This window comes from Methylocystis sp. sgz306128, from assembly GCF_056032725.1.
Genome location: NZ_JBVYWO010000001.1, coordinates 307,559 through 333,031 on the forward strand (window position 1 = coordinate 307,559; position 25,473 = coordinate 333,031).

23 protein-coding genes and 1 tRNA gene are annotated in these 25,473 nt (G+C 58.6%); 14 read left to right on the forward strand and 10 right to left on the reverse strand.

The window, feature by feature from the left end:
- Window positions 1-3: 3 nt before the first annotated feature.
- Window positions 4-225 carry a YdcH family protein gene (locus tag AC0N03_RS01425; RefSeq protein ID WP_474286608.1) on the reverse strand — a complete coding sequence of 74 codons (222 nt, stop codon included), beginning with the start codon at window positions 223-225 and terminating at the stop codon, window positions 4-6.
- A gap of 221 nt (window positions 226-446) precedes the next feature.
- Between AC0N03_RS01425 and AC0N03_RS01430 the strand changes: the two genes are divergently transcribed.
- The 8 genes from AC0N03_RS01430 to AC0N03_RS01465 all read left to right on the forward strand — a co-directional run bounded on the left by AC0N03_RS01430 (window position 447) and on the right by AC0N03_RS01465 (window position 6,956).
- The gene (locus AC0N03_RS01430; protein ID WP_474286609.1) at window positions 447-632 is read left to right on the forward strand and encodes a YdcH family protein; all 186 of its coding nucleotides are present in this window, start codon (window positions 447-449) and stop codon (window positions 630-632) included.
- 232 nt (window positions 633-864) lie between these two features.
- Window positions 865-1,284, forward strand: coding sequence for a DUF2948 family protein (locus tag AC0N03_RS01435; RefSeq protein WP_474286611.1), 420 nt, complete (start codon window positions 865-867; stop codon window positions 1,282-1,284).
- Between the two features lie 50 nt (window positions 1,285-1,334).
- A complete protein-coding gene (gene hisD, locus AC0N03_RS01440) occupies window positions 1,335-2,633 on the forward strand; it encodes a histidinol dehydrogenase (protein WP_474286612.1) in 1,299 nt (432 codons plus the stop codon).
- Window positions 2,633-3,133 (forward strand): UPF0262 family protein, encoded by a 501-nt coding sequence (locus AC0N03_RS01445; RefSeq protein ID WP_474286613.1) that lies wholly within the window; start codon window positions 2,633-2,635, stop codon window positions 3,131-3,133. Before hisD ends, AC0N03_RS01445 begins: the two co-directional genes overlap by 1 nt.
- A gap of 2 nt (window positions 3,134-3,135) precedes the next feature.
- The gene (locus tag AC0N03_RS01450; protein ID WP_474286614.1) at window positions 3,136-3,594 is read left to right on the forward strand and encodes an arsenate reductase ArsC; all 459 of its coding nucleotides are present in this window, start codon (window positions 3,136-3,138) and stop codon (window positions 3,592-3,594) included.
- Window positions 3,591-4,166, forward strand: coding sequence for a 4'-phosphopantetheinyl transferase family protein (locus tag AC0N03_RS01455; RefSeq protein ID WP_474286615.1), 576 nt, complete (start codon window positions 3,591-3,593; stop codon window positions 4,164-4,166). The genes AC0N03_RS01450 and AC0N03_RS01455 overlap by 4 nt, the downstream gene beginning before the upstream one ends.
- A gap of 136 nt (window positions 4,167-4,302) precedes the next feature.
- On the forward strand, window positions 4,303-5,859 hold the full coding sequence (locus tag AC0N03_RS01460; RefSeq protein WP_474286616.1) for a TadE/TadG family type IV pilus assembly protein: 1,557 nt from the start codon (window positions 4,303-4,305) through the stop codon (window positions 5,857-5,859).
- A 374-nt stretch (window positions 5,860-6,233) separates the two neighbouring features.
- Window positions 6,234-6,956, forward strand: a complete 723-nt coding sequence (locus tag AC0N03_RS01465) for a FadR/GntR family transcriptional regulator (protein WP_474286617.1) — start codon at window positions 6,234-6,236, stop codon at window positions 6,954-6,956.
- A 5-nt stretch (window positions 6,957-6,961) separates the two neighbouring features.
- Here the strand turns inward: AC0N03_RS01465 and AC0N03_RS01470 are convergent, their stop codons facing one another.
- Window positions 6,962-8,239, reverse strand: a complete 1,278-nt coding sequence (locus tag AC0N03_RS01470; RefSeq protein WP_474286618.1) for a class I SAM-dependent methyltransferase — start codon at window positions 8,237-8,239, stop codon at window positions 6,962-6,964.
- Between the two features lie 564 nt (window positions 8,240-8,803).
- Between AC0N03_RS01470 and AC0N03_RS01475 the strand changes: the two genes are divergently transcribed.
- Window positions 8,804-9,628 carry a MipA/OmpV family protein gene (locus AC0N03_RS01475; RefSeq protein ID WP_474286619.1) on the forward strand — a complete coding sequence of 275 codons (825 nt, stop codon included), beginning with the start codon at window positions 8,804-8,806 and terminating at the stop codon, window positions 9,626-9,628.
- 101 nt (window positions 9,629-9,729) lie between these two features.
- On the opposite strand, the gene AC0N03_RS01480 is transcribed toward AC0N03_RS01475, so the two are convergent.
- From AC0N03_RS01480 to AC0N03_RS01490, 3 genes are all read right to left on the reverse strand, one after another.
- A tRNA-His gene (locus tag AC0N03_RS01480) sits at window positions 9,730-9,806 on the reverse strand.
- Between the two features lie 154 nt (window positions 9,807-9,960).
- The gene (locus AC0N03_RS01485) at window positions 9,961-10,770 is read right to left on the reverse strand and encodes a phasin family protein (protein WP_474286620.1); all 810 of its coding nucleotides are present in this window, start codon (window positions 10,768-10,770) and stop codon (window positions 9,961-9,963) included.
- Between the two features lie 20 nt (window positions 10,771-10,790).
- Window positions 10,791-11,126: a phasin family protein gene (locus AC0N03_RS01490; protein ID WP_474286621.1), complete on the reverse strand. Its 336-nt coding sequence runs from the start codon at window positions 11,124-11,126 to the stop codon at window positions 10,791-10,793.
- Between the two features lie 275 nt (window positions 11,127-11,401).
- Between AC0N03_RS01490 and AC0N03_RS01495 the strand changes: the two genes are divergently transcribed.
- Complete coding sequence (locus AC0N03_RS01495) at window positions 11,402-14,065, forward strand: PAS domain-containing sensor histidine kinase (protein WP_474286622.1); 2,664 nt, start codon at window positions 11,402-11,404, stop codon at window positions 14,063-14,065.
- Between the two features lie 9 nt (window positions 14,066-14,074).
- Here AC0N03_RS01495 and AC0N03_RS01500 read toward each other — a convergent pair whose 3' ends face one another.
- From AC0N03_RS01500 to AC0N03_RS01520, 5 genes are all read right to left on the reverse strand, one after another.
- Window positions 14,075-15,460, reverse strand: a complete 1,386-nt coding sequence (locus AC0N03_RS01500) for a L,D-transpeptidase family protein (RefSeq protein ID WP_474286623.1) — start codon at window positions 15,458-15,460, stop codon at window positions 14,075-14,077.
- Between the two features lie 79 nt (window positions 15,461-15,539).
- The gene (locus AC0N03_RS01505; RefSeq protein ID WP_474287205.1) at window positions 15,540-16,682 is read right to left on the reverse strand and encodes an MFS transporter; all 1,143 of its coding nucleotides are present in this window, start codon (window positions 16,680-16,682) and stop codon (window positions 15,540-15,542) included.
- Window positions 16,683-16,869: 187 nt separating this feature from the next.
- A complete protein-coding gene (locus tag AC0N03_RS01510; protein ID WP_474286624.1) occupies window positions 16,870-17,535 on the reverse strand; it encodes a LutC/YkgG family protein in 666 nt (221 codons plus the stop codon).
- Between the two features lie 24 nt (window positions 17,536-17,559).
- Window positions 17,560-18,978 (reverse strand): LutB/LldF family L-lactate oxidation iron-sulfur protein, encoded by a 1,419-nt coding sequence (locus AC0N03_RS01515; RefSeq protein WP_474286625.1) that lies wholly within the window; start codon window positions 18,976-18,978, stop codon window positions 17,560-17,562.
- Window positions 18,975-19,757, reverse strand: coding sequence for a (Fe-S)-binding protein (locus AC0N03_RS01520; RefSeq protein ID WP_474286626.1), 783 nt, complete (start codon window positions 19,755-19,757; stop codon window positions 18,975-18,977). The genes AC0N03_RS01515 and AC0N03_RS01520 overlap by 4 nt, the downstream gene beginning before the upstream one ends.
- A gap of 122 nt (window positions 19,758-19,879) precedes the next feature.
- Here AC0N03_RS01520 and AC0N03_RS01525 point away from each other — a divergent pair, with 122 nt between their 5' ends.
- The 4 genes from AC0N03_RS01525 (at window position 19,880) to glcF (ending at window position 25,308) form a co-directional block, all read left to right on the forward strand.
- Window positions 19,880-21,190: a DUF3422 family protein gene (locus AC0N03_RS01525; RefSeq protein WP_474286627.1), complete on the forward strand. Its 1,311-nt coding sequence runs from the start codon at window positions 19,880-19,882 to the stop codon at window positions 21,188-21,190.
- 141 nt (window positions 21,191-21,331) lie between these two features.
- Window positions 21,332-22,756, forward strand: coding sequence for an FAD-linked oxidase C-terminal domain-containing protein (locus AC0N03_RS01530; RefSeq protein ID WP_474286630.1), 1,425 nt, complete (start codon window positions 21,332-21,334; stop codon window positions 22,754-22,756).
- A 53-nt stretch (window positions 22,757-22,809) separates the two neighbouring features.
- The gene (glcE, locus tag AC0N03_RS01535; protein WP_474286631.1) at window positions 22,810-23,985 is read left to right on the forward strand and encodes a glycolate oxidase subunit GlcE; all 1,176 of its coding nucleotides are present in this window, start codon (window positions 22,810-22,812) and stop codon (window positions 23,983-23,985) included.
- Window positions 23,986-25,308, forward strand: a complete 1,323-nt coding sequence (gene glcF / locus AC0N03_RS01540; protein ID WP_474286632.1) for a glycolate oxidase subunit GlcF — start codon at window positions 23,986-23,988, stop codon at window positions 25,306-25,308.
- Window positions 25,309-25,473: the final 165 nt, after the last annotated feature.

Genomic DNA, 25,473 nt, shown 5'->3' on the forward strand with positions numbered 1-25,473 from the left:
TGTTCAGGCAATGATGTCCGGAGTCAGTTTGTCTTCTAGATACGCGAGGCGATCCTTGATCACAAGTTTTTGCCGCTTGTGGCGCTGCAAGGCCAGATGATCCGGCCTCGGCGCCTGCTCCTGCGCCAGAATTTCGCCTTCCAGCACCTGATGTTGCAGCTTCAGCCGTTCAATTTCAGCCTGAATGACCATGCGCTCGTCGAGAAATTGATCAATTCCACTCATGTGAAAGTTCAACCTGTTTGTTTGACTTCAAAAGCGCAGTATATTTCTAGCAGCTTGCGCCAGCACTGCCTAGAGTTTGCGAGCATAAATGGGCATTGCTGTGTCACGACTTCCTGAAAATGTGAAGACCCGCCGCTGCGTAAACTGACGGATTTGGCTTGGCGCGAGGCATAAATCATGTCATGATTTTGTCGTCTTCGGATCATCAGAGGAGTTTATGCATGTCGTTGCAAGCTCATTTAACCGAACTGGAACGCCGCCATGAGGCGCTCGAACGGGAAATAGATCAGGAAAAAATCCATCCCTCGTCCAGCGCGCTGAAAATAGCCGAACTCAAGCGTAAAAAGTTACAGCTGAAGGATGAGATCGAACGACTGCGGCAAACCGGATCGCAAACCGTGCATTGAAAAAGCCCGCAATGGCTGCAAAAGGGTCGCTCACAGCGGCCCTTTTTTGTGGGCCATGTCATGACTATATGGGGCAGGACGTTCGGGCTGAACCGGCTTCAGGCTGGCAAATGCAGAACGCGCGAGAAAATCGGTGCGCCTGACGGCTGGCGCGAACCATGATATCATGGCCTGACCCGGGGATACGGAACCGGGGGCAGGACGTACGGTCAGAGCAGGGCAGGGTGGCAGGATGGAATCTGGAGAATATCTGAAGCTGATGGCCTTCGACACCGAAGATCTGAGTGTGATATCGGCGCATGTCCAGGATGCCGACGCCCATGTTGCCGATATGGCCTATCTGCCTGCAAGCCGGCGATTCGTGGCCATGCTGGCGCGTCCCGACTGGTCGGGATTGCCGCATCCGGCGGCGCGCATCCAGACAGGCATTCACTTTGATCATGTTGAAAAGGTCAGCACGCTTGGCATCGAGCGCAACCGCGTGGCGCCGCTGCGGCTTCTGGCCGTAACATTTCAGCAGATAGATGCGCCGTCCGGCATTGTGACCTTGACCTTTGACGAAGGTATCGCCATTCGTCTGCACGTTGAATGTCTGGACGCGCAATTGCGCGACGTCGGCGCGCTGCCGGAAGCAAGCCCGGCGCAGGCCTGACCGCACAAGGGCGGAAGCGCCCGCATGAAATTGACTTGAAGGAGTTTGGAATGGCCGTTTGGCTTGATGCTGCCCAGCCGGATTTCGAGGCGCGATTTGCCCAGTTGCTGGCGACCAAACGCGAAATATCGGAGGATGTCGATCAGACGGTTCGCGCGATTCTCGCAGATGTCACCGCCCGTGGCGATTCGGCCCTTGTCGAATATACCGCGAAATTCGATCGTTTTTCGGTCAGTGCATCGCATCTGGCGTTCAGCAGGGCTGAAATTGCTGCCGCCCGCGCGCAATGCGCCTCCGAGGCGCTGGCGGCGCTGGACGTTGCGCGCAGCCGCATACTGGCTTTTCATGAACGGCAGAAGCCGCAGGACATGCGGTTCACCGACGATCTGGGGGTCGAGCTCGGCTGGCGCTGGACGGCGATCGAGGCCGTGGGTCTCTATGTGCCGGGCGGTACGGCGAGCTACCCCTCATCCGTGCTGATGAACGCCATTCCCGCCAAGGTGGCGGGCTGTCCGCGCGTCGTCATGGTGGTGCCGACCCCCGACGGTCTGGTCAATCCGCTGGTGCTGGCGGCGGCAGATCTGGCCGGTGTCGACGAAATCTACCGCGTGGGCGGGGCGCAGGCCGTGGCTGCTCTGGCCTATGGCACGCAGAGCATCCGGCCCGTGGCCAAAATCGTCGGCCCCGGTAATGCCTTTGTTGCCGCAGCAAAGCGCCGCGTGTTCGGCACTGTCGGCATCGACATGATCGCGGGCCCGTCGGAAGTGCTGATCGTTGCCGATGCCGGCGCCAATCCCGATTGGATCGCCGCCGACCTGCTGGCTCAGGCTGAGCATGATTCTGCGGCCCAATCCCTGCTGATCACCAATGACGCAGGTCTGGGGCGCGCGGTGGAGGAGGCCGTGCAGCGCCAGCTTTCCACCTTGCCGCGCAAGGCTATTGCCGGAGCAAGCTGGCATGATTTTGGCGCGGTCATCCTCGTGCAGGACATTGCCGATGCCGTGCCGCTCACCGACCGGCTGGCGCCGGAGCATCTTGAGCTGATGGTCGAAGATCCCGAGGGCCTTGCCGCCGGAATCCGCAATGCCGGGGCCATTTTCATGGGCGGGCATACGCCGGAGGCCATCGGCGATTATGTCGGCGGCTCGAACCATGTCCTGCCGACAGCCCGCTCGGCACGGTTTTCGTCCGGTCTTTCGGTGCTGGATTTCATGAAGCGCACGTCCGTTCTTAAATGCTCGCCGGAGAGCCTGCGCGCGCTCGGGCCATCGGCCATCGCGCTCGGGCAGGCGGAAGGGCTGGACGCGCATGCGCGTTCTGTCGCCATAAGGTTGAATCTGGGGCCGTGATGGACAGGAAGCCGCCCGATCTTGCGCAGATGGAGCGCCGCAGGCTGGTCCGGGCCAGTCTCGACGAAATCTCCATCGCGCGCGGCTCGGCGGACCAGGAGCACGAGCGCGCCATCGCGCTTTATGACCTCATCGAGCAGAATTCATTTTATCTGGTCGATCACGACAGCGGGCCCTATGCGCTGGTTCTGGGCATGGTCGAATCGAAGCTGGCGCTCAATGTGACGGATGCCGAGGGCCGGGCGCTCATGACGCATATTTTGTCCATGTCGCCGTTCCGCAGCATATTGAAAGATTATTTTTTCGTCTGCGAGAGCTATTATGCCGCGATCCGCACGGCCAGCCCGGCGCAGATCGAGGCGATCGACATGGGGCGGCGCGGTTTGCACAATGAGGGGGCGCAGCTTCTGGCAGAGCGACTGAAAGGCAAGATCGAGGTCGATTTCGATACGGCGCGGCGTTTGTTCACGCTGGTGACCGCGCTGCACTGGAAGGGATGACCATGGCATCTGGCCTTGTTCGTGGCCAACCCCAGTCCATTCTCTTCGCCTGCTCGCACAATGCCATACGCTCGCCGATGGCCGAAGCGCTGGCCAGCCATCTTTTTGGACGTACGCTTTATGTCGCCTCGGCAGGCAGCCGCCCCGGCGAGCTAGACCCTTTTGCCGTTGTCGTGATGGAAGAACTCGGTCTTGATATTTCGCGCCATAAACCGTGCAGTTTTGAGGATCTCGGCGATACAGGCTTTGACCTGATCATCACGCTTTCGCCGGAGGCGCATCACAAGGCGCTGGAGCTGACACGTACCATGGCGATCGATGTTGAATATTGGCCGACGCAGGACCCGTCTTTCGTCGCCGGCTCGCGCGAGCAGGTTCTGGATGCTTACCGGGCGGTGCGCGACAGCCTGCTGCACCGTATCAAGGAAAGGCTCGGCTGGCGACCGATGGGCTCGGTATGAGGGTGCTCTGGCTGGATAATCTGGCCGGTCTGCAGCCGGGCGGGGCTGATATCTGCGTCCTGAGCGCGGCTTTATCCGGCAATAACGATCAGCAGCGGCAGCAAAGGCGCGCGCTGGCGCTCCGGCTGGCGGCGCTGAGCTTCGGCCGCGCCGATCTTCATATTGCCATGAATGCGTCGGGCGCGCCGGGATTTTATGACCCTGCAGGGGCCATGCCGCTATATCTCTCCCATGCCAGCCGCGAGGGGCTCTCAGCCATCGCTGTCGGCACATGTCCGCTTGGCGTCGATCTGGAGCGGATAGGCCCGGCCTTCGAGCCAGCCTGGTCGGTGCTGACGCAGGCCGAGCGCCTGTATCTGGAGACATTGGCCGATCCGGCAAGACATATCGCCTTTTTGCAGATTTGGACCGCCAAGGAAGCTGCGCTGAAACTCGATGGCACAGGTGTTTCAGTTGATCCGGCAAGAATTGAATGGCGGCGTGATCATGTTTTTAGAGAACAGGATCGTCAAAAAATAAATATTGAAACAATAATATCTGAATCATCCGTCATAACATTGGCCTTCAGATAAAATAATAATATTCATTCGCATATCTGATAAATATGAATTTATTGATTCATATTTTGTATTCAATTGCACATGTAACGTAACGGAAAGGTTTGGTCTTTGATGGATTGAGCCAGTTTTTGCGTAAAGCGGTGCCGTCATGCATAAAATATGGACTATACTGCGAAATTATTCGGGGCTTCAGCGCATTCCGGCTTTTATCAGAGCCAGTCGCGGGTCGGTTGCGATCCTGTTCGCGCTATGCCTTCCCGTTCTGCTCATAGGTGCGGGTGCGGCGATAGATTATTCCAACAGATCGAAGGCCTATGACCAGCTGCGCGCCGCGGCTGATGCTGCGGCGCTGTTCGCCGCCTCACCCTATACGGCAGCAAAATATAACAATGTTCAGGCGGATATCATAACCGCTGCGAAAAACGTCTTTAGAGGTTATCTGAGCAATGTCGGCATCGTTGTTGCAGACGGGGATCTGCAAATCACCCACCAGTCGGATAAGTGGGATGTCTCCTGTTCAGCTGCGATCACGAACAGTTTCAGCAGGATACTCGGAGCCTCAACTTCGAACGTGACTTGCCATTCCCAGGCCACGAGCACGCCCTCGGGCGGTGGCTATGCCTATATGGATATTTACGTCCTGTTCGATAATTCCCCGTCAATGTCCATGGCATCTACGACAGCCGATATGACAAATATGATAGCTGCGACTTCCAGATTAAAAACAGACCCATATTGCGCCTTGGCCTGCCATTACAGTACCGCGAATGGGGCTGATGACCATTATGCTATTGCCACAAAGTACAGAGACGCGAGCGGAAATTCCATTAAAACACGTATGGACTCTGTTCGTAATGCGATAGCAAATCTGATGACAACTGCGGTCAATAACCAAGGCGGTTCATATAATGCGGGCATATATAGGATGTCCGCGACCAAATTTTCCAATTCTGCGACAAATTTACAACCGATAACCGGCGATTTGAATAACATAAACAATCTTCTCACTACGGCTGATAGTAGTAACAAAACTGACACGAAGATTGACGTTGACCTTCTGGCCAATAATGCACCCAAATCCCTGACGGATATGAGTAAGGCATTGAGCGCTATGTATACCACTCTGACAACCGATAATAATGCCCGTCCGGTCGGTGATGGTTCATCGAGCACGCGCCCCGTCAAGCTTCTCTTACTGATCACAGACGGGTTAAACGACATTAACAACGTTAAAAGCGTTATGCCAGCCGCGGCGGGTAATTCGTGCACGGCCATTAAAGGCCTCGGCGTGAAAATCGCGGTTCTGCATACGAATTATGTGCCGATAATCAAAAAAGATGCAAATACCCCTGCCGGTAACTACTACATGGAGGGTGGTTATAAAAAAGATGTAGCATCAAATAATGGGCAGACAGAAAGTAACTATGTGACGAGCAATCAAGGCACCAGCAACATTTCTGTCACGGATTCGGCTTCGATAATGTATCAGAGTCCAATTTACTATCAAGGCGTATATACATCCGGGAAAAATAAGATTACCGATGAATTAATAAGCTGCGCCAGCACCGGATATTATTTCTTCTCCTCGCCGAAAACAGATATCTCAGGAAATATCACTGATGACGGCATCGTTACAGCCATGACCAATCTGTTCAATACGGCTGTCGACAAAACAAATTTAAAATCGCTTCGCCTGACACAGTGAGGCTGGCCTTTCCGGCACGCGCAGCGGGGTGCGCGCAATGCGGCGTCAATCAGTTTTGACGCCGCATTTTTTTCGACGGGGTTCAGCTTACGCCCCGGGGCGGGGAATCGTCTTTATTTTGAGACAAGGGTTCGCAAGGCTGAACCGAGTTATTTTGTGAGAAAAATTCCCACATTTTATGTCAAGTTGATTTAAATCAATTTTTTTTTAAATCCTGTATTTTGTCTATTGTGTAAACAAATAATATTTGTTTAAAATCTGTCTGACAAATAGAGCTCTTTAACGAGCTTTTCGCGCAAATAACGACATTGATCGTATTGAGAATGTGTCGCAGCTGTGCGTTGGGCAAGAAACGTGGCCATTTGGAGCTTTGAATGTTGGATAAGCAGATTTCGGTCGCAACCATGAGCTCGCAGGTGGCCCGGTGGGTTGGTCTGCGGATCGTTTCGGGCGAGTTCCAGCCGGGGGATACGCTGCCCATTGAGTTTGAACTCGGTGAGGCTTACGGCGTCAGCCGCTCGACAGTGCGCGAGGCGATCAAGAATCTCGCCTCGAAGGGGTTGATCGAGGTGTCTCCCAAAGTTGGCACTCGCGTTCTGCCGGTCACCCGTTGGAACATGTTTGACAGCGATATTCTGTCCTGGCGCTTCTATGCCAAATGTGACGCGCAGATGGTTCATGACATTTTTGAGCTGCGCAGTTGTCTCGAGTCCCGTGCCGCCTATCTTTCGGCGCAAAAGGGTCTTGACGCAGATATTGAACGTGTGCGGCGCGCTGTCGAGCAATTGCAGACAATGGATCGTACAGACAGAGGCGTCACGCCTGTCGTTACCGAATTTCATCTGGCCGTACTGGACGGCTCCGGCAATAATTTTCTGTCGTCAACCGGCATGGCGGTGAAAACAAGCATCAAGGTCATGGCGTCGCTTGCCGCCAAATTTAGCAAGAATATCCATGCGGATTGCGATTATTATGTTCAGGTGCATGAAGCCATAGCCAACCGCGACAGCGTCGCCGCATCCGCCAGAATGTGCGACCTGCTGGAGGCGACCCGCCTCCACACTATTGCTGCCGTGGAGACAGTGGCCGCCGCCTGAACAGATTATCCGTGCACTCTGTCCTGTGTCCCGCGCAGGGACGTCTGGTTCTGGCGCATGGATTCCTTCTGGCGTAGCTCGGCTTCGCGCTGGCCAATGTAATCTCGCGTCAGTGGTACGGATTCCTGCTTTTTAACGAGCTGGATCTGGAAAACGTCAAGTCCCTGATAGCGGAATGCTGTTTCTGACGCTGCCAGATAAAATTCCCACATGCGGCAGAACCGTTCATCGTAGATTTTGAGAACTTCAGCCTTGCGCTCAAGAAAGCGCTTGCGCCACTCGCGCAATGTATAGGCGTAATGCAGCCTCTTGATCTCGACATCGGTGATAATGAAGCCGAGACGTTCGACCACCTTGCAGATTTCTGAAAGGGAGGGGATATACCCGCCGGGAAAAATATATTTGGCGATGAATGGGTTGGTTGGCGCGGGCTCGTGCGCATTGCCGATCGTGTGGAGCAGCATCACGCCGTCATCCTTCAGGCGGTCCATGCAGGTCTGAAAATATTGCTCATAGAATGGCGTGCCGACATGCTCGAACATGCCCACCGAGACGATACGGTCGAATTGTCCCTGCGTATGCCGGTAATCCTCGATAGCGATGGTGACCTGATCTTTCAGCCCCGCGGCCGCAACCCGGGCATTGGCGATCTTATGCTGTTCTTCCGATAAGGTTATGCCGCGCACCCGTCCGGCTTCGGCGAACTTTGCCAGATAGAGCGCCATGCCGCCCCATCCGCAGCCGATATCCAGCACCGACATGCCCGGCTCAACCAGCAGCTTGGATACGATATGGCGCTTTTTGGCCAGTTGCGCCTCTTCGAGCGGCGTGAATTCTTCCTCGAAATAGGCGCAGGAATATTGCCGGTCCTCGTCCAGAAAAAGATGATAGAGCCTGTCGTCGAGATCGTAGTGATGCGCGACATTACGCTTGGAATTGGTTGTTGTGTTGTTCTGCAAGACATAGCGCAGCGCATGCCGCACGACAGCGAGATAGCGCATAAGCAGAGGCGGGCGCTTGACCGACATGTCGCGCAGGATCAGGGTCAGGAAATCGAAGATCGAACCTTGCTCGATGACGAAGCGTCCTTCCATGAACATTTCGCCCAGTTTCAGTTCGGGATCGAGCAGCACTGCCCATTGCGCGCCGCGATCGGTAAATCTCGCTGTGACCGGCTCTCCTGTTCCGTCGCCGAATGTATACTGCGTGCCGTCGGCCATTATCAATGTCAGGTGTCCCCGATGCACCAGCTTTCTGACAACGAATTTCAATGCCGAATTCATAGAGCAGCCCCCGTTTATTATTTTTGGACTCAATTTCTGATCAAAAAGACATTCCAATAATCTCATGGAGGCCGCGAAAGATTTCGCCTCTCCGTGCCGCGCCCGAAAGCCGGGCCGGCTTTCCACAATAGCTTATGCGCTCCTCAAGCACTCCTGTTCCGCGTGTGAGCTTGGCCATGACGTGAGGTGTTGAGCTGTCGCAAGACGCCGGTCACGTCAGGTCAACTGGCATGCTAATACATTCTGCAAGATTAACGCAACTTCAACTCCCAAAATCGCGACGCTGTCATGTCGAAATGGACAAAGTTGTCCGATTTTAGCATTTTCAGACAAATTGCTGGTTGCAATGCCTTTCGGTACATAATTTGCGCCCCGGCTGGATCAAGCCCCGGCATCCTCGTCTCAGGCGCAGCAGCGCTTTGCGCGACGCCTTGCCCTAAGGGATTGGTGTCAGATCAAGCAGAGCTGTCCCTTGCATCAAGGTTTGACGATTGCCGACAGAAGAGGTAATTTCTTTCCAGAATGTTAATTCTCGCAAACACTTCGACATTTGGGAACAATATCTTGGGGTTAATCGGAAAATTCGTTTGTTTATCTGGTGCTCTTGCCTGTGTGGCGGCGGGCTCGGCTCCGGCGGCCTGGGCTGGCGACGGGACATCTTCGACTGCGCCTGCCGCGTCCTGGATCGTATCCGTGGGCGGGATGGCGACATTCGGGCCGGAATTTGCGGGCAGCAAGGGTTTGGTGCCGGGTTTCAGGCCCTCCCTCTCCTGGCACAGAGCCGGCGATTCGGAATCATTCAGCGCGCCCGAAGACGGGCCGGATTTTGCGGTCTATGATTCGAAGACATTCAAGTTCGGAGCGACGTTCGGTTTCGACCGGGGCCGTTATCATGCCGATGATCCGCGGCTGAACGGCATTACAGACGTGAAATGGACCATTCAATCCGGTTTATATGCCGAATATTGGCCGGTGCATGACCGGTTTCGCGCGCGCATGGAGATTTTGCACGGTTTTCGTGACCGTGATGGTTTCGTCATGAATGTTTCTGCCGACTGGGTGCAGAAATACGGGCAGTTCACGCTTTCCGGCGGGCCCCGCCTTTCTCTGGCCGATCATAATGAGATGCAGTCGCGGTTTGGCATTTCATCAGCCGAGGCGGCCACCAGCGGGTTTTCTGCTTATAATGCCCGCGCTGGCGTTCGCTCTGCCGGTATCGGCCTTGCGCAGTCCTACGCGATCAATCCGAGCTGGACCGGCAAGCTTTATCAGCATTATGACAGGCTGGTCGGGCCGGCCGGAGATAGTCCGATCGTTGCCAATGGCGGCACGCGCAATCAGTTTACGGTGGGCGCCGGACTGACATATTCGTTCAATATGGGCTGGTAAACCACGCCGGGTGTGGCGCCTGAAGGCGCGTCGATATAATTTTCGAGATTGGTGTTTGACGCCTGCCGGAGGAGCTTCCGGTCTTTCAAATATAAGGGAGATGGTACAGCCACCCCGGCTCGAACGGGGGACCTCTAGATCCACAATCTAGCGCTCTAACCAACTGAGCTATGGCTGCACTTGAGTGCGATCCCTAAAAGCAAAGCCGTTTCATTGCAAGTGCAAAAATGCAGGAAATGGCATTTCGTTCGCCTCTTTCACGCAGAAAAAGGCGCGGGTTCCGTCAGGGAGAAAACGGAACCCGCGTCATCCGCCGGCAAGGCCGGAGAAGACTAGTTCTGGGAGAAAACGCCCGACAGCGAATTCTTGATCGGCTTGGCGACGTCGGCCACGATCTGCGCGGCTGCCTCAGAGAATCTCTTTGCCTGATCGTTCAGGCTTTTGAATTCCTTGACCGTCAGGTCAGTGTGGATTTTCCAGACGTCAAACGGCGTTTTGGCTCCGAGCAGCGCCTTGGCGTGATCGAAGCTGGCATCCATGTTGGACTTCACCAGCGCGACGGCTTTGGAATTCAGATCTTTCATGCCATCCGAAAAACTTTGGGCGCTGGTCTCTATTGCCTGCGCCAGAGTGTCGGCCTTGGCCTTGGCCTCGGTGAATTTTGCCCGGCCTTCGACGATCAGCTTTTCGGCGGCCACAGCAATATCCTGCTCGATCTTGCCGGATTTGGGCGCGATAATATCCGCGGTCAGAATGATCTTGGTGCTTGTCGCGGCCGGAGCAACGGCGGGCGCAGGCTGCGCAATAACCTCGGCAACGGGCTTTGCGGCTTCTTTCGGCTGAGCCTCGATCGCGGCGGCAGGTTTGTCTTGCGCGGGCGCTTGCGTCTTAGCCGGTTCGGCGATGACCGGCTTGGCTGCGACCGGCTGTTCCGTGACAGTCGGTGCCTTCAAGACAGGCGCCTTCTCGGCTTTTTCCTGCGCTGCCGGCTGCGGCGCAGCCTGAACCTTGACGGCGATGTCCTTAATGGCGCTTGCCTTTGGCGCCTCGGGCGTCGGTGCTGGCGCAACTGGCGCGGCGATTGTCGCGGGCTTAGCGTGAAGGACAGGCTGATGGGCTGGTTTTCTAGGACGACGAGCCATGGTCAAGTTCCTTTGCAAGGTTACTTCGTTGTGGCGTTCTTGATAATGGCGGCCAGTTCCTTGGCCTGCGTCTGCAGATATTCGGTCTGCAGCGCCAGAACTTCCTGAATGTCCTTGGCGCGGACCAGCTTCTGCGCATGGTCGAATGCGGCGTTGACGCTTTTTTCAGTGAATTCAGCAGCCTGCGCGCTCAGTTCCTTCATCTTGGTCTGGGCCGTAGCGGCATTGCCTTCGACGGAGCCTGAAGCCTTCTGCGCAGCTTCCAGAAAGCCGCCAAAGGCCTTGCGGGCCTGCTCGACGCTTTTTTCGGCGAAATCGCGCATTTCGGTTGGAATTTCATAAGGCGTATTGGTCATGTTTCATCTCCCTGAAAAGACCGGATTAACAACTTGGCAAAGTGTTAACACAAAAAATTGTGCAATGCAATATAATTGTGCAATGCACCATATTCTGAATTAACCCTTACTATTAATGGTAAACGGAAGCTTAAGTGCCGGACAGGTCCGAAGTCATGGACGGCGACGGTCATTCTGTCTTATATTTCGAATGTGGAAAGACGGATTGCCGTAATTTCGCCGCGACTAAGAGCGGTAAAGAACAGGGTAGCCGAATTGATTCGGGCTTGCGTAAAATGACAGATCGTGTCTCGGCGGAAATGAATCATTGGTTCGATGCGGACAGCTCTTTTGAGCCGCTTGTCCGTTCGGGAGCGCCTGCGCTGGTTATCCGCGCCGAACCCTTCGCAGTGATTGCCGCCAATCTGCAAGCCAGAGCGCTGTTTTCGAGCGCTGATCTGGCCGCTCTCACAAGCCGGTTGCTCTCGGGTGAAGATGCAGGAACGCGGCGTATCCGCGATCTCGCGGCCCATCTGAGGCTGTCCGGGCCGCGCCTTGAGCGGCTTCGGCTGGCCTTGGCCGGTTCGGTTGAACTCGTCACATTCCTTTGTGCCAAGCATAGCGATGGCGGTGTCAGCTTTCTGCGCCTTGCCGCGATGGGGCTCAATCCGCCGCTCCAGCGCCAGATAGATGCGGCTGTCGCTTTATTGGCCGCCGCCGTGCCTCACGATGTGGACGTTGCATCCGCGCAGGTAACGGCTGGCCGCCAGCCGGTGCGTTTCACTTTCCAGACGGATGCCGCAGGTTGCTTTAACGAAATCTCTCCGGATTTTTTCCGCGCGGGTCTCGCCAATGGCGGGGCTGCGCTTGGCCGCACTCCGGCAGACATTGTCCCGGACGGCGCAGCGCAGTTGCTCTCGATGCTGAGCTCCGGCCAGACATGGCAATACCGTGCGCCCGCATGGCCTATGCAGGATGGTTCGGCGATGGTACCGGTCAGCCTCGCCGCTTCGCCCATTTTTAATGCGGCCAGAAATTTTGCCGGATATCGCGGTTTCGGCATCGTCCATTTTGACGAAATTCAGGACGTGCCGCGCGCCGAGATGCCGCCGGCCCCGGTTGTGGATCAGCCTGGAGCCGAACTCTATATTCAATCCATGGTCGAGGCCGCGCAATTCGTGCCGCCGCCGGCCATTCCAGAGCCAGATCTGATCCCGGCCGTGCCGGTTGGCAATGTTGTTTCGCTGCATCCGGAACGCAGCACCGAAAAGGCGGCTGAATCCTTGACCCTGACAGCCGCGGAGCGTCTTGCCTTCCGGGAGATTGCCCGGGCGCTGGGCGCCAGGCCGGATGTTTTGCCGCCCGATACACCGGCCATTGCGCAGCCTGCGCCGCCTGAGGACGTACCAGCCGCGCTGGCGCCCGCAACGGATGCGCCCGTGCTCGTCGCGCCGGAGCCGGAAAAGCCTGTCGTTTCTGATCAATCTCAAGCGATTGAGCTTTTCGAACTGGCGCCCTACGGAATTCTGCTGGTGCAGAATGGCGCGGTCGTTCATGCCAATGCGGCATTTGCCCGGCTTCTGGGGCTCGATGTTCAGGAAGAGAGCAAAGCGCAAAGGCTCGAACTGGCCGGAGAGGTCTGGGCTGGAGTGAGTGAGGCTAGGGGCGAAGGCCGCGCGACGATGCAGTTCCGGCATCGCGGCGCTGAGGCGCTTTCGCTCGAATTCGTTGTGCAAGACTGGACATGGCAGCGCGCGCCAGCGGCGCTGGCGTTCGTGAAAAAGGCGGCGGAGCCCGATCTTGCCCCGCGTCTGAAGGCTATTGAACTGGATTTGCGGGCGCGTGAATCCGAAGCGCGGGAATTGCACGATATTCTCGATACGGCGACTGACGGTATCGCCGTGCTCGATGAAGGCGGCCATATTGTCGCGCTCAACCGTTCGGGCGAGGCCCTGCTGGGTGTCGAGCAGAATGATGTTCTTGGCGCGATGTTTACGGTTTTGCTGGCGCCTGAAAGCCACGCTGCGGCGCTGGATTATCTCGACGGCCTGAAATCCAATGGCGTGGCTTCGGTGCTCAACGATGGGCGCGATGTGCTGGGCCGTGAACGCAATGGCGGCACAATTCCGCTGTTCATGACGCTCGGCCGGGTGGGGCAGGGCAGCCATGCCAAATTCTGCGCCGTTCTGCGCGATATCACTCACTGGAAAAAGGCAGAGGGTGAACTGAGCGAGGCGCGGCGTGATGCCGAGCGCGCCAATGCGCAGAAATCCGATTTTCTCGCCAAGGTCAGCCACGAGATCCGCACCCCCCTCAATGCCATCCTTGGCTTTACAGAGGTGATCTGGCAGGAGCGTTTCGGGCCGATAGGCAATGAGCGCTACAAGGACTATCTCAAGGACATTCATGCTTCGGGCATGCATATCATGAGCCTTGTCAACGACTTGCTGGATCTGTCCAAGATCGAGTCGGGCAAGCTCGATCTGTCCTTTGTCAGTGTCGATGCCAATAAGATTCTTCAGGATTGCGTGGCGCTGATGCAGCCGCAGGCCACGAAGGAACGCGTCATCATCCGTGTGTCGCTGGCGCCGCGCCTGCCAAATATCGTGGCGGACGAGCGCTCGTTGCGCCAGATCATGCTTAATCTTCTCTCCAATGCGGTGAAATTCAACGAACCCGGCGGACAAGTGATTGTCTCGACCGCGCTCACCGATGCAGGAAATGCTGTTATTCGTGTGCGCGATACCGGAATTGGGATGAATGAAAGCGATATTGAACGCGCGCTGGAGCCATTCCGCCAATTGGAGACATCGCGCAAGGCGAATGGCACCGGCCTCGGATTGCCGCTGACCAAGGCCATGGTCGAAGCCAATCGTGCCTCGTTCACCATCAAGTCGAAGCGTGGCGAGGGCACTCTGGTTGAGGTCTCGTTCCCGCCGACACGCGTGCTGGCAGAATAGACGACTGGTTCAGAGTTTGCTCAGAGACGGGCTGGATCGGGCTTGCTGCGGCGGGGCTTCCGGCTTTGCCGCTGTTGCTTGCAAATCGAGTTCATAGACATCGGGACGGAATTCCACAGTGCCGTCGCGCTTGGCCCAGCCTGTCAGATAGACCCATGCGACCGGAACCGATCTTGCCAGCCGGATATCCATGCGGCTCTGCGAACCGATGGCGGCCCGGAGCGCTGCGACATCCCAGGGACGATTATCTGCGGCAGGCGTATTTTCGAGCAGCCAGCTTGCAAGACCATAAACGCCTTCTACGCGGACGCAGCCATGCGAAAAAAAGCGGTAATCGCCAGAAAACAGCGCCTTTGCGGGCGTATCATGCATGTAAACAGCGTCCCGGTTTGGCATCTGAATGCGCAGCGTGCCGAGCGAATTGCTTGTTCCGGCGTCCTGACGCAACGTGAACAGGGTCGCGCGTTCGCTGTTCCAGTTGACGCGGGCCGGATCGACTTCCTGCCCGTTGCCGTCGAAGATGCGGATATGGGCCTTGCTGAGATAGGTGGGGTCCGTCCGCATTTTTGGGATGATCTCGTTCTTGATGATCGAGGTCGGCAGGGTCCAGGTCGGATTGAGATTGATGGCGGTGATATGGGCTGTTTCCTGCGGCGAGGGATGTTCGACATTACCCACCACCGCTGCATAGCGGTGCACAACGATACCGTCCTGCACGGCCTCAACCGAGGCCGAAGGCAGGTTGACGACGACATAGCGCGCGCCAAAAGTGAAGTTCGTCCCGGCCAGCCGCGCGGCGCTTGCATTCAATTGCTGAACCCGGACTGATGCCGGCACGTTCATTTCTCTCAGCGTGGCGCCCGCGACAACGCCGGTTTGCCGAAGGCCATGGCGCGCCTGAAAATATTTGACGGCGGCTGTGAGATCCGGAGTCCAGACCTGCGGATTACTGGCGCTGTCGGCGGGCAGGTCGCCCTCTATTTCCAGCCGGCGGCGCAGCAGCGCAACAAGCGTGCCCCGCTCTCCGATATGCAGCGCGGCAGGAATTTCCGGCCAGCCGCCGGCATTTGCAACCGCTGAGTAACGCTCTGATGCGCGTATCGTGAGATCGAGCGTGTCCGGCTCCAGCGTGGGAACTGGGGAATTTTCGAGCGCGGTCTCCCGCACGGGCTGATGCTTATGCGCCGGCTTTGTTGCAGGCAGCGCGCCCGGCGGCACAGGCGAAGCTGATCCTTGCCCCGGAGCTGGTCCAAGCGGCGTCTCGGGCGGGATGGTCGGTACATAGAGCGGCGCAGGGCCAAGTGCGGGCAGGGGATCGGGGTAGGCCGTTCCTGCCGATAGCAGCAGCGTCAGCCCTGAAGCCAGAATGAGGTGAGGTGTGAGCGAGCGCGGCAAATGCGGGATCCTTTAGCCCTGAGGCTGAGCAATGTCATTCTAAAGAATTATGGTCAACAAATGGTGAATTTATGGCCGGTCAGGTTTCAACGCGCCGCCCGAGAAAGGCTACGAGCATCAGAGCCAGACAGATCAGCGCCAGTCCCGAACGCAGCGAGATCTGATGTGCGGCAAAGCCGATCATCAGCGGGCCGAGCATGAAACCGGCATAGCCCATCGTCACCACCGAGGCGATCGATACGCCCGAAGCCACGCCCTTCAGCCGTCCGGCAGCGCCATAGATCACCGGCGCAATATTGGCAATGCCAAGTCCCATGAAGCCGAAGCCGATGGTTGCGAGCAGCGCGTCGCTGCTGGCCAAAGTAACACCGAGGCCTGCAGCGCTGATCAGGCCGCTGCCGCGCACCAGCATACCCGCGCCAAATCTGCCGCGCAATGTGTCGCCGAAGAAACGGCCAAACGCCATGCTGGCGGAAAAACCGGCAAAGCCCGCAGCGGCCAGTTCTGCCGAAGCGCGCAGATCTCGAAGAAATATGCCGCTCCAGTCCAGCACAGCACCTTCCGACATCATGGCGAGAAAGGCCAGCAGGCCCAGTGCCAGTGTCACGCGGGAAGGAAGGGCGAAATGGCTTGCGCCCGGCTGGCTGTCCAGATGCGTCCCCAGCAGTTTGGATGCTGCGACGGCAAATCCGGCGATGGCGCAGAGGCTGGCGGCGAATATTGCGCCGGCTGCGCCAAATTTTGTCAGTGCCAGCCCGCCGGAGGCTGAACCGATCAGCCCGCCCAGACTCCACATGGCATGAAATGTCGACATGACGGGGCGCGAAAGCCGCCGCTCGACAAGCACGCCATGGGCATTCATCGCCACATCGAGACAGCCATTGGCAAGACCGAAGGCCGCGAGGCTGGCGGCGAGCAGAAACAGATTGGGCGCGATCACCGGCAGGGGCATCAGGATGAGGAAGATAAACCCGCTGATGCGCGTCACCCGGGCTGAACCGAAATGCGCGATGAGCCACCCGCCCAGCGGCATGCCGATGAGCGCGCCGACAGCCATGGCCAGAAAACCGAGACTCATGGATTGCGGGTCGAGGCCGAGATTGTCCTTCACGCCGGGTATATTGGCCGCCCAAACGCCGATCGCCGCGCCGTTGAGACCAAAAATGGCAGCAACGGCGCGGCGGGCATTAATATCGATTAGGTGTGGCTCAGACAGCCTGATTCATCCGCGAGTTTGATTTTGTATCCTTGATCAGCAGATAGCATATCAGGGATATAAAAATACAGCCTGTCGCATACCAGTAGAAGCCGGATTCGAAGCCGCAGTCCGGAAAGGACGGGCAGCAGGGTCGCTTGCGCGGCCAAAGTCGGCTTTCGCGCGGCGACAGGCACCGGGCAATCCGAGACGGCTAGTAAATGACGATGTGAAGATTTCGAGGCCCGTGCGCGCCAAGAAGCAATTTCTGCTCGATATCCGCCGAACGCGAGGGCCCGGTGATCAGGTTGACTGTCCGCGGCATCCGCCCGGCGCCGAAGCGCTCCCGGATGCGGCCGAGCACGGTTTCGTAATGTCCCGCAATATCGGCGGCGGACAGAACGACAATATGATTGTCGGGCAGGAAATTCAGCGTTGTCGGATTGTCCGGGCCGGAAATGAGTACGAGTGTGCCTGTTTCGGCCACGCCGCCAAAGGCATGGGACAGAGCATTGAGATCGTGGCCGCTGGACGGGCCATGACTGATATCGATCGATGTGTCGGTCCAGTCAAGGTCTGAAAAGCGGACATCCTGCCCCATGCGCAGGGTTGCAGGCAGATTATTATCCCGCAGGTAGCGTGCAACTTCGGCGGGAATCTGCGCCTTCCCGACTTCTGCGACACTGGCGAATGTCGCCTTTGCCTCGTCGATGAACCTTTCGATCAGGGCGCGGCCCTGCAATGCGCCGCGCTCCGGCAGAATACCCTTGGGGGGCTGTGTCAGGCGCGCGGTCACAGAGGCGCGCCGCGGTGCTTCCTCACCCGAGACATGGAGCGAGCGGCGGATGGAGGCAAGAATATCGTCTCTGGCGCTGGTCATGCGAGGATCCAATTTTTCTGATGTCTATCGGCGCTTGCGCCATTGGCTCTGGAATGTGCCGCCCTGCGGCGCGGGCAGGTCGCGATATTTTGTCCAGCCGCCGGCCAGCGGCAGCCAGGAGAATTTGCCATTGGCCCGCCCGAGCAGCGCCAGACTGGTCATGGCAATGCGTGTAGCCAACCGGTAGAGGGCTGGCTTTCGGGCAAAAAACGCCCAGATCGCAAGGCCGGAGCGTATGGTGGCCGGGGCGAGATGCCGCTCGAATTCCTTTTCCCGCCAGTGACGCATCAGCTTGGGCAAGGGAATGCGCACAGGGCAGACGCTTTCGCAGCGGCCGCAGAATGTGGAGGCGTTGGGCAGTTGTCCGGCCTCGTCGACGCCAATAAGCGACGGCGTGAGCACAGCGCCCATCGGCCCGGGATAGACCCAGCCATAGGCATGGCCGCCCACCGCGTGATACACGGGGCAATGGTTCATGCAGGCGCCGCAGCGGATACAGCGCAGCATGTCCTGAAACTCGGTGCCGAGCATGTTGGACCGGCCATTGTCGAGCAGGATCACATGATATTCCTGCGGGCCGTCGAGATCACCATCGCGGCGCGGCCCGGTGGAAATGGTCGAATAGACTGTGATTTCCTGCCCAGTAGCCGAACGCGCCAGAACGCGGATGATCTGCGCTGCGTCATCGAGCGTCGGCACCAGCTTTTCGAGACTGGCGATCACAATATGGACTTTCGGCAGGATCTGCGTCAGATCGCCATTGCCTTCATTTGTGACGATGATGGACGAGCCTGTTTCCGCGATAAGGAAATTGGCGCCGGTGATGCCGATATCGGAAGCGAGAAATTTGTCGCGCAGGATGGCGCGCGCCTCCGAGAGCAGCTGCACCGGCTGGCTGAGGTCGCGGTTCGCATCAAGATGCGTATGAACGCGGCGAAAGTCCTCCTCCACCTGCGTGGCGTTGAGATGGACGGCGGGCGCGATGATGTGACTTGGCGTTTCATGCCGCAGCTGGATGATATATTCGCCCAGATCGGTCTCGACAGCGGCCATTCCTGCCGCCTCGATGGCTTCGTTAAGGGCGATCTCTTCCGAGATCATGCTCTTGCCCTTGGTGACGGTTTTTGCGCCGTGCTGCCTGCAAATATCGAGAATGGCCGACCGCGCCTCATCGGCATTTCGGGCAAAATGCACATGGCCGCCATTCTCCCTCACCCGTGCCTCATAGGCCTCGAGATAAAGGTCGAGATGCGCGAGCGTATGGTTTTTTATGTCGCGGGCAGCATCGCGCAATTGTTCGAATTCCGGCAGACGCGCGGCGGCCTTGGCGCGTTTGTCGATGAAGCCGGTGCGTACATTCTGCATGGCCTTCTGCAACTGCGGGTCATGCAGCGCCTCATGGGCATTGGCCTTGAACTGCGGCGAGGTGGAGACATGCGTCATGGCTTTGCCTCCGGACGCGGCGCGCCGATGGGAGGCAGATCGGTCATGCCGGCCAGCACTTCCGCCACATGGCGCACCTCGATTTTCGACCCCTGCCGCGACAATTTCCCCGCCATGTTCATCAGGCAGCCAAGATCGCCGGCAAGCAGCATATGTGCGCCTGACGCCGTGATGTTTCCGGCTTTCTTCTCGACGATGGCATCGGATATTTCGCCATATTTGACGGCAAACGTGCCGCCAAAGCCGCAGCACACGTCGTTCTCGTTCATTTCGGTGAGGGTCAGGCCGTCGACGCTGGCCAGAAGTTTGCGCGGCTGGCTCTGGACGCCAAGTTCACGCAGGCCCGAGCAGGAATCATGATAGGTGGCCGTACCGCTGAAGCGCGCTGCAACCTTCTGCACGCCAAGGACATCCGTCAGGAAGCTGGTCAGTTCGTGGCATTTCTGGGCAAAATCATGTGCTTTTGCCGCCAGATTGGGATCATCTGCAAACAATTCAGGATAGTGCCGCGCCAATGTGCCGCCGCAGGAGCCGGAAGGCGCCACGACATAATCGACATCGGCGAAGGCCGCCATAACCTGTTCGGCGAGTTGTTTTGTCGTGGCCCGGTCGCCCGAATTGAAGGCCGGCTGGCCGCAGCAGGTCTGCGATGGCACGGAGACGATGCAGCCCGCGTCCTCAAGCAATTTGACCGCAGCAAAGCCGATGCTTGGCCGCATCAGATCGACAAGGCAGGTCACGAAAAGGCCGACCCGGGGTCTATGGGGTGTCTCGCTCAAGATGGTGGTCCTCGCAGATTCACGTTCTTGACAGTTTATGCACCGCCCTGTTGTAGTTCGTCAAACGATCAGATGCCGCGCTGCGGATATAGATTCGCGGCGCATCGGCAGGGGGACGATTCATGCAACAGAATGAAGCCGCAACGCCGAGAGGGCTGAATGCGCATCCCCTGCGTTCGGTCGCTGCCGGCGAGGTGCATGCGCGGCCGTTTCATCTCGTGCGTTCGCCGCGGCGGTTCTTTCATTTTGCCTTCCAGACCGATCAGCAGGCGGCGCGCGGCGCCGTGCAGGCGCTGACCGAATTCTGCCTGAAGCACAATGTGCCGCGCCCCGAGCCCGATGCACGTCATCACCGCGTCATTTTCGGCGACAGGGTGCTGCGCTTCGAGAGCCACGCCGAATTCTGCACTTACACTTTCGGCATGGCGGGAGAGGGCGCGGAATGGTTTACGCCGCGCGCCGAGGAACTGATGGATTTTACCAGCTTTCTCGCCCAGCCGGGGCCGCTGATCGTTGCTGTGGACATGCATCTCGTTAAGATCGCTGATTTTGACGATGTGGTGACGCGCATGGAGCGCTGTTTCGATCTCACCTCGCTTGCAGCCTGCAAAGTGGCCAAGGGGGCAGGATGCGTGGCGACGGATTTTCGCTGCCGTGACAATGGTTTCGTGCGGATGCTGGTCGGCGATCTGGACCTGAGCGCCTACCGCGCCGGCGCGTTGGCGCAGCGCCTGCTTGAAATCGAAACATACCGCACTCTCGCGCTGATGGGCCTGCCCATGGCGCAAAGCCTTGCTCCGGCGGTGCAGCATGTCGAGGACTCTCTCACCCTGATTGCCCGCAGCATGACCACGGCGGGCGGGCTTGCCTCCGATCGCAGCCTGCTCGATGAACTGACGGCGCTCTCCGCAAAACTCGAGGCTGACGCCGCAAGCGCCAATTTCCGCCTTGGCGCGTCGGCCGCCTATGATGAGATTGTCACCCAACGTCTGAGCGCAATCGGCGAAGAACCCTGGGGCGATTATTCCGCGCCCTCGGCATTTCTCTCGCGCCGGATGGGCCCTGCCATGCGCACCTGCCAGATGCTTCAGCAAAGGCAGTCGCGCCTTTCCGAGAAGCTGGCGCGCGCCACCAATCTGCTGCGCACACGGGTTGATGTCGCCATCGAGGAACAGAACCGCGACGTCCTCCATGCGCTCAACGAGCGCACGCGGCTGCAACTGCGCCTTCAGCAGACCGTGGAAGGCCTCTCGGTGGCGGCCATCTCTTATTATATCGTGGCTCTGATCGCACATGTGTTCGACGGGCTGGGTGAAATCGTGCCGCTGCCGCTGGATACTGCGGTGCTCACGGCCCTGAGCGTGCCTGTCGTGATTGCGGGTATTGCCTATATCGTCTGGCGCATCAGGCGGGCGCATGCCGATGGCCACTGACGCTTGCTGAATGCCTTGTTTTGCCGCAATGTGAAAAAGCTGGGCTTTTGGGTGTGAAATATCTGGCGTTCCGGAGCTTTCTTGTTAATCAGCACTATATATGCCAGCAGTGTAGACACAGCGAAAATGTCTGGAACCGCCATGAACGCCATTCCCTTTCCGCAACCAGAAGCCTCCATCATGTCGCGCCGTGACGAGATCATCGCCGGACTGTCGGCGCTCGTGCCCTGGACATCGCTGATCACCTCGCTGGATGAGCGCCGCGCCTTCGAGACGGATGCGCTCACCGCCTACCGGCGCGTGCCGCTGGCCGTCGTTCTGCCGGAAAATACGGAGCAGGTGAGCGCCGTGCTGAAATTCTGCCACGACAATCATGTCAAGGTGGTGGCGCGCGGAGCGGGCACCTCGCTGGCGGGCGGCGCCATTCCGCAGGAAGATTCGATCGTGCTTGGCCTTGCCAAGATGAACAAGGTTCTGAACGTCAATTTTGCCGACCGGACCATGCGTGTACAGGCGGGCATCACCAATCTGGCCATTTCCGCCGATGTCCAGCCGGAAGGGTTTTTCTACGCGCCTGACCCTTCTTCCCAGCTGGCCTGCACCATCGGCGGCAATATCGGCATGAATTCGGGCGGCGCGCATTGCCTTAAATATGGCGTTACCGTCAACAATATCCTCGGCGTGAAAATGGTGCTGCTCGACGGCACGGTTCTCGAGATCGGCGGCGAGGCGCTGGATGCCGAAGGCCTTGATTTTCTGGGCCTGATTGTCGGTTCGGAAGGGCAGCTTGGCGTCGTCACGGAAGCCACGGTGCGCATATTGCGCAGCGCCGAGGGCGCGCGGCCCGTGCTTTTCGGCTTTGACTATGTCGAATCCGCCGGAGCCTGCGTGGCCGCCATCATCGGCGCAGGCATCATTCCGGTGGCAATCGAATTCATGGACAAGATTGCCATAGACATTTGCGAGGCCTTCGCCCATGCGGGTTACCCGATGGATTGCGAGGCTTTGCTGATTATCGAGGTCGAGGGGTCCGATGTCGAGATGGACGCCCAGCTCGCCCGCATCATCGATATTGCGCGGGCGCATGGCGTCAAGGTGGTCAAGCAATCGCAATCGGCGATGGAAGCCGCTGCGATCTGGAAGGGCCGCAAATCGGCGTTCGGCGCCACGGGGCGCGTCGCGGATTATATCTGCATGGACGGCACCGTGCCGACTTCCCAGCTTTCGCATGTTCTCAAGCGGACGCATGAGATCGTGCAATCCTACGGCCTGCGCGTCGCCAATGTCTTTCACGCGGGCGACGGCAATATGCATCCGCTTATCATGTATAATGTCAATGATCCGGACGAGCAGGCCAAGGCCGAGAGCGCGGGCAATGACATTCTCAAGCTCTGCGTCGATGTCGGAGGCTGCCTCACCGGAGAACATGGCGTCGGCATCGAAAAGCGCGATCTGATGCGCCATCAGTTCAGCGAAATTGATCTGCGGCAGCAATTGCGTACCCGGGCGGTGTTTGATCCCGGACGGCTGCTCAATCCCGGCAAGGTCTTTCCGCTCGATATGTGACATTCGCCTGCCTGCAGCCAAGCGCAGGGGCCTCTCAGAAAAGAAAAATCTTCATGCAGGTTTTCGCACCCAGCACAGAACAGGAAGCCGCGGAGATGATCCGCGCGGCAACAGCCCCGCTCAGAATAGAGGGCGGCGGAACCAAGGCGGCTCTGGGCCGTCCGGTTCCGGCGCAGGCCGTGCTTTCCACCAGTAATCTCACCGGCATCACCATCTATGAGCCGGCAGAAATGGTGATTTCGGCGCGGGCCGGCACGCCGCTCGCGGAGGTGGAATCGGCAATCAAAGCCAAGGGCCAGATGTTGCCATTCGAGCCGATGGACTATCGCGGTCTGCTCGGCAGCGCGGGGGAGCCGACAATCGGCGGACTGGCCGCCTGCAATCTGTCCGGACCGCGCCGGATCTCGGCAGGCGCGGCGCGCGATTCCATTCTTGGCCTGCGTCTCGTCAATGGCGCGGGCGAGATCGTCAAGACCGGCGGGCGGGTGATGAAGAATGTCACCGGGCTTGATCTGGTCAAGATCAACTGCGGCGCATATGGCACGCTGGCGCTGATCACGGAAGTGACGATCAAGCTGCTGCCGGTGCCGGAACGCTCTGTCACGATGACGATCAAAGGCCTGTCCGAGCAGGAGGCCGTTGACGTGCTTGCGCAGGCGCTCGGGTCGCCCTTCGAGGTGAATGGCGCAGCGCACCTGCCCGTCGGCATGGGCCGCGATGTCTCGCGCACCATGATCCGGCTGGAGAATTTCTCGGCTTCAATCGACTACCGGCTGGGCGAACTCAAAAAGCTGTTTTCCAAGCTCACGCAGACCAATCTTCTGGAAGGCGAGGCATCGGACAGGCTCTGGCGCGGCATCCGCGATGGCGAATTCGTGGCCGAACCGCGCGAGAATTTCATCTGGCGGATCTCCACCGCGCCCAGCGCCGGGCCCCGGCTCATGGCCGCGCTGCGCAATCTCGGCGGGCGTCATTATTATGACTGGGGCGGGGGGCTGATCTGGCTGAGCCTGCCGCCTGCCGGCGGGGCGCAATCGGGCTCTGTGCGCGATGCGCTTGCCGCCTTCGGCGGACATGCGACGCTGATCCGCGCGCCCGAGGGTGTACGCGCCAGCGAGGACGTGTTCCAGCCGCTGAGCCCGGCACTGATGCAGCTTACTCGCGGGGTCAAGGCCTCGTTCGATGCCGCTCATAAGCTCAATCCGGGCCGCATGTATTCGGGGATTTAAATGCAGACCAATTTCACGCCCGCCCAGTTGCAGGACAGCCATATGGCTGCCTCGGAAAAGATTCTGCGGACCTGCGTTCATTGCGGTTTCTGCACGGCGACCTGTCCGACCTATCTGCTGCTGGGTGACGAACTCGACAGCCCGCGCGGCCGCATCTACATGATCAAGGACATGCTGGAAAACGGCAAGCCGGCCACAAAAGAAGTGGTCAAGCATGTCGACCGCTGCCTGTCCTGCCTGTCCTGCATGACGACATGCCCGTCGGGCGTGCATTACATGCATCTTGTCGATCACGCGCGCGCCTATATCGAACAGACCTACAAGCGCCCGCTCAGCGACCGCCTGCTGCGCGGAGTGCTGGCTTGGCTGATGCCGCATCCCAACCGTTTCCGGCTGGCACTGCTGGGCGCGGTGCTCGCCAAGCCGTTCAAGCCTGTTCTGGCGAAACTGCCCGTGATCGGCGCGCGTATGGCGGCCATGGTCGATCTTGCGCCTGCGCGTCTGCCGACCCGCTCGCCGCTCTCGAAGCCCGGAACCTATGCCGCTGGGACTGCAAGTTCCGCCGGGCGGCCCGCCAAACGCGTGATCCTGCTGGGCGGCTGCGTCCAGCCCGTTCTGAAACCCGAGATCAACGACAAGACCATCGAACTGCTGAACCGCCTCGGCGTCGAGGTGGTGCTGCCGCAGGGCGAGGTATGTTGCGGCTCCCTGCCGCATCACATGGGCCGGGAGCATGACAGCCTTGGCTTTGCAAAGGCGAATATTGATATCTGGCATCGCGCAATTGCGCAGGGCAAGGTGGATGCCATCATCATCACCGCCTCGGGCTGCGGCACGACGATCAAGGATTACGGCTTTATGCTGCGCGATGATCCGGCCTATGCCGAAAAGGCGGCGGCAGTCGCCGCGCTGGCCATGGACATCACCGAATTTGTCGCCACGCTTGATCTGCCGGCCCAGCCGCCGAGGAACATGGTGGTCGCCTATCATTCGGCCTGTTCGATGCAGCATGGCCAGAAGATCACGACTTTGCCCAAAACCCTGTTGGCCAACGCCGGCTTCACGGTGAAGGATGTGCCGGAAGGGCATATCTGCTGCGGTTCGGCGGGAACCTATAATATGCTCCAGCCCGAGATTTCGTCGCAGCTGCGCGCCCGCAAGGTCAAAAATATTGAACGCATCAGTCCGCAGGTGATCGCCACCGGCAATATCGGCTGCATGACGCAGATCGGCAAGGGCACGGCCATCCCCATCGTGCACACAATCGCATTGCTGAACTGGGCCTATGGCGGCGACCGCCCGGCCGAACTGGCAGGCCTGTAATGCCGCCATTTCGGCCAAAGCCGGGGCAATCCGCCGGGCAGGATTGATCGTCCTGCTTTGCGGTTATGATGAATGGCAAATGCCGGATAAAGCGGCGCAGGTCTTGGATTCGTCATTTTCTCATCCCATATGTTCGGCGCGGCATTGCCGCAGAACTGGGAGAGA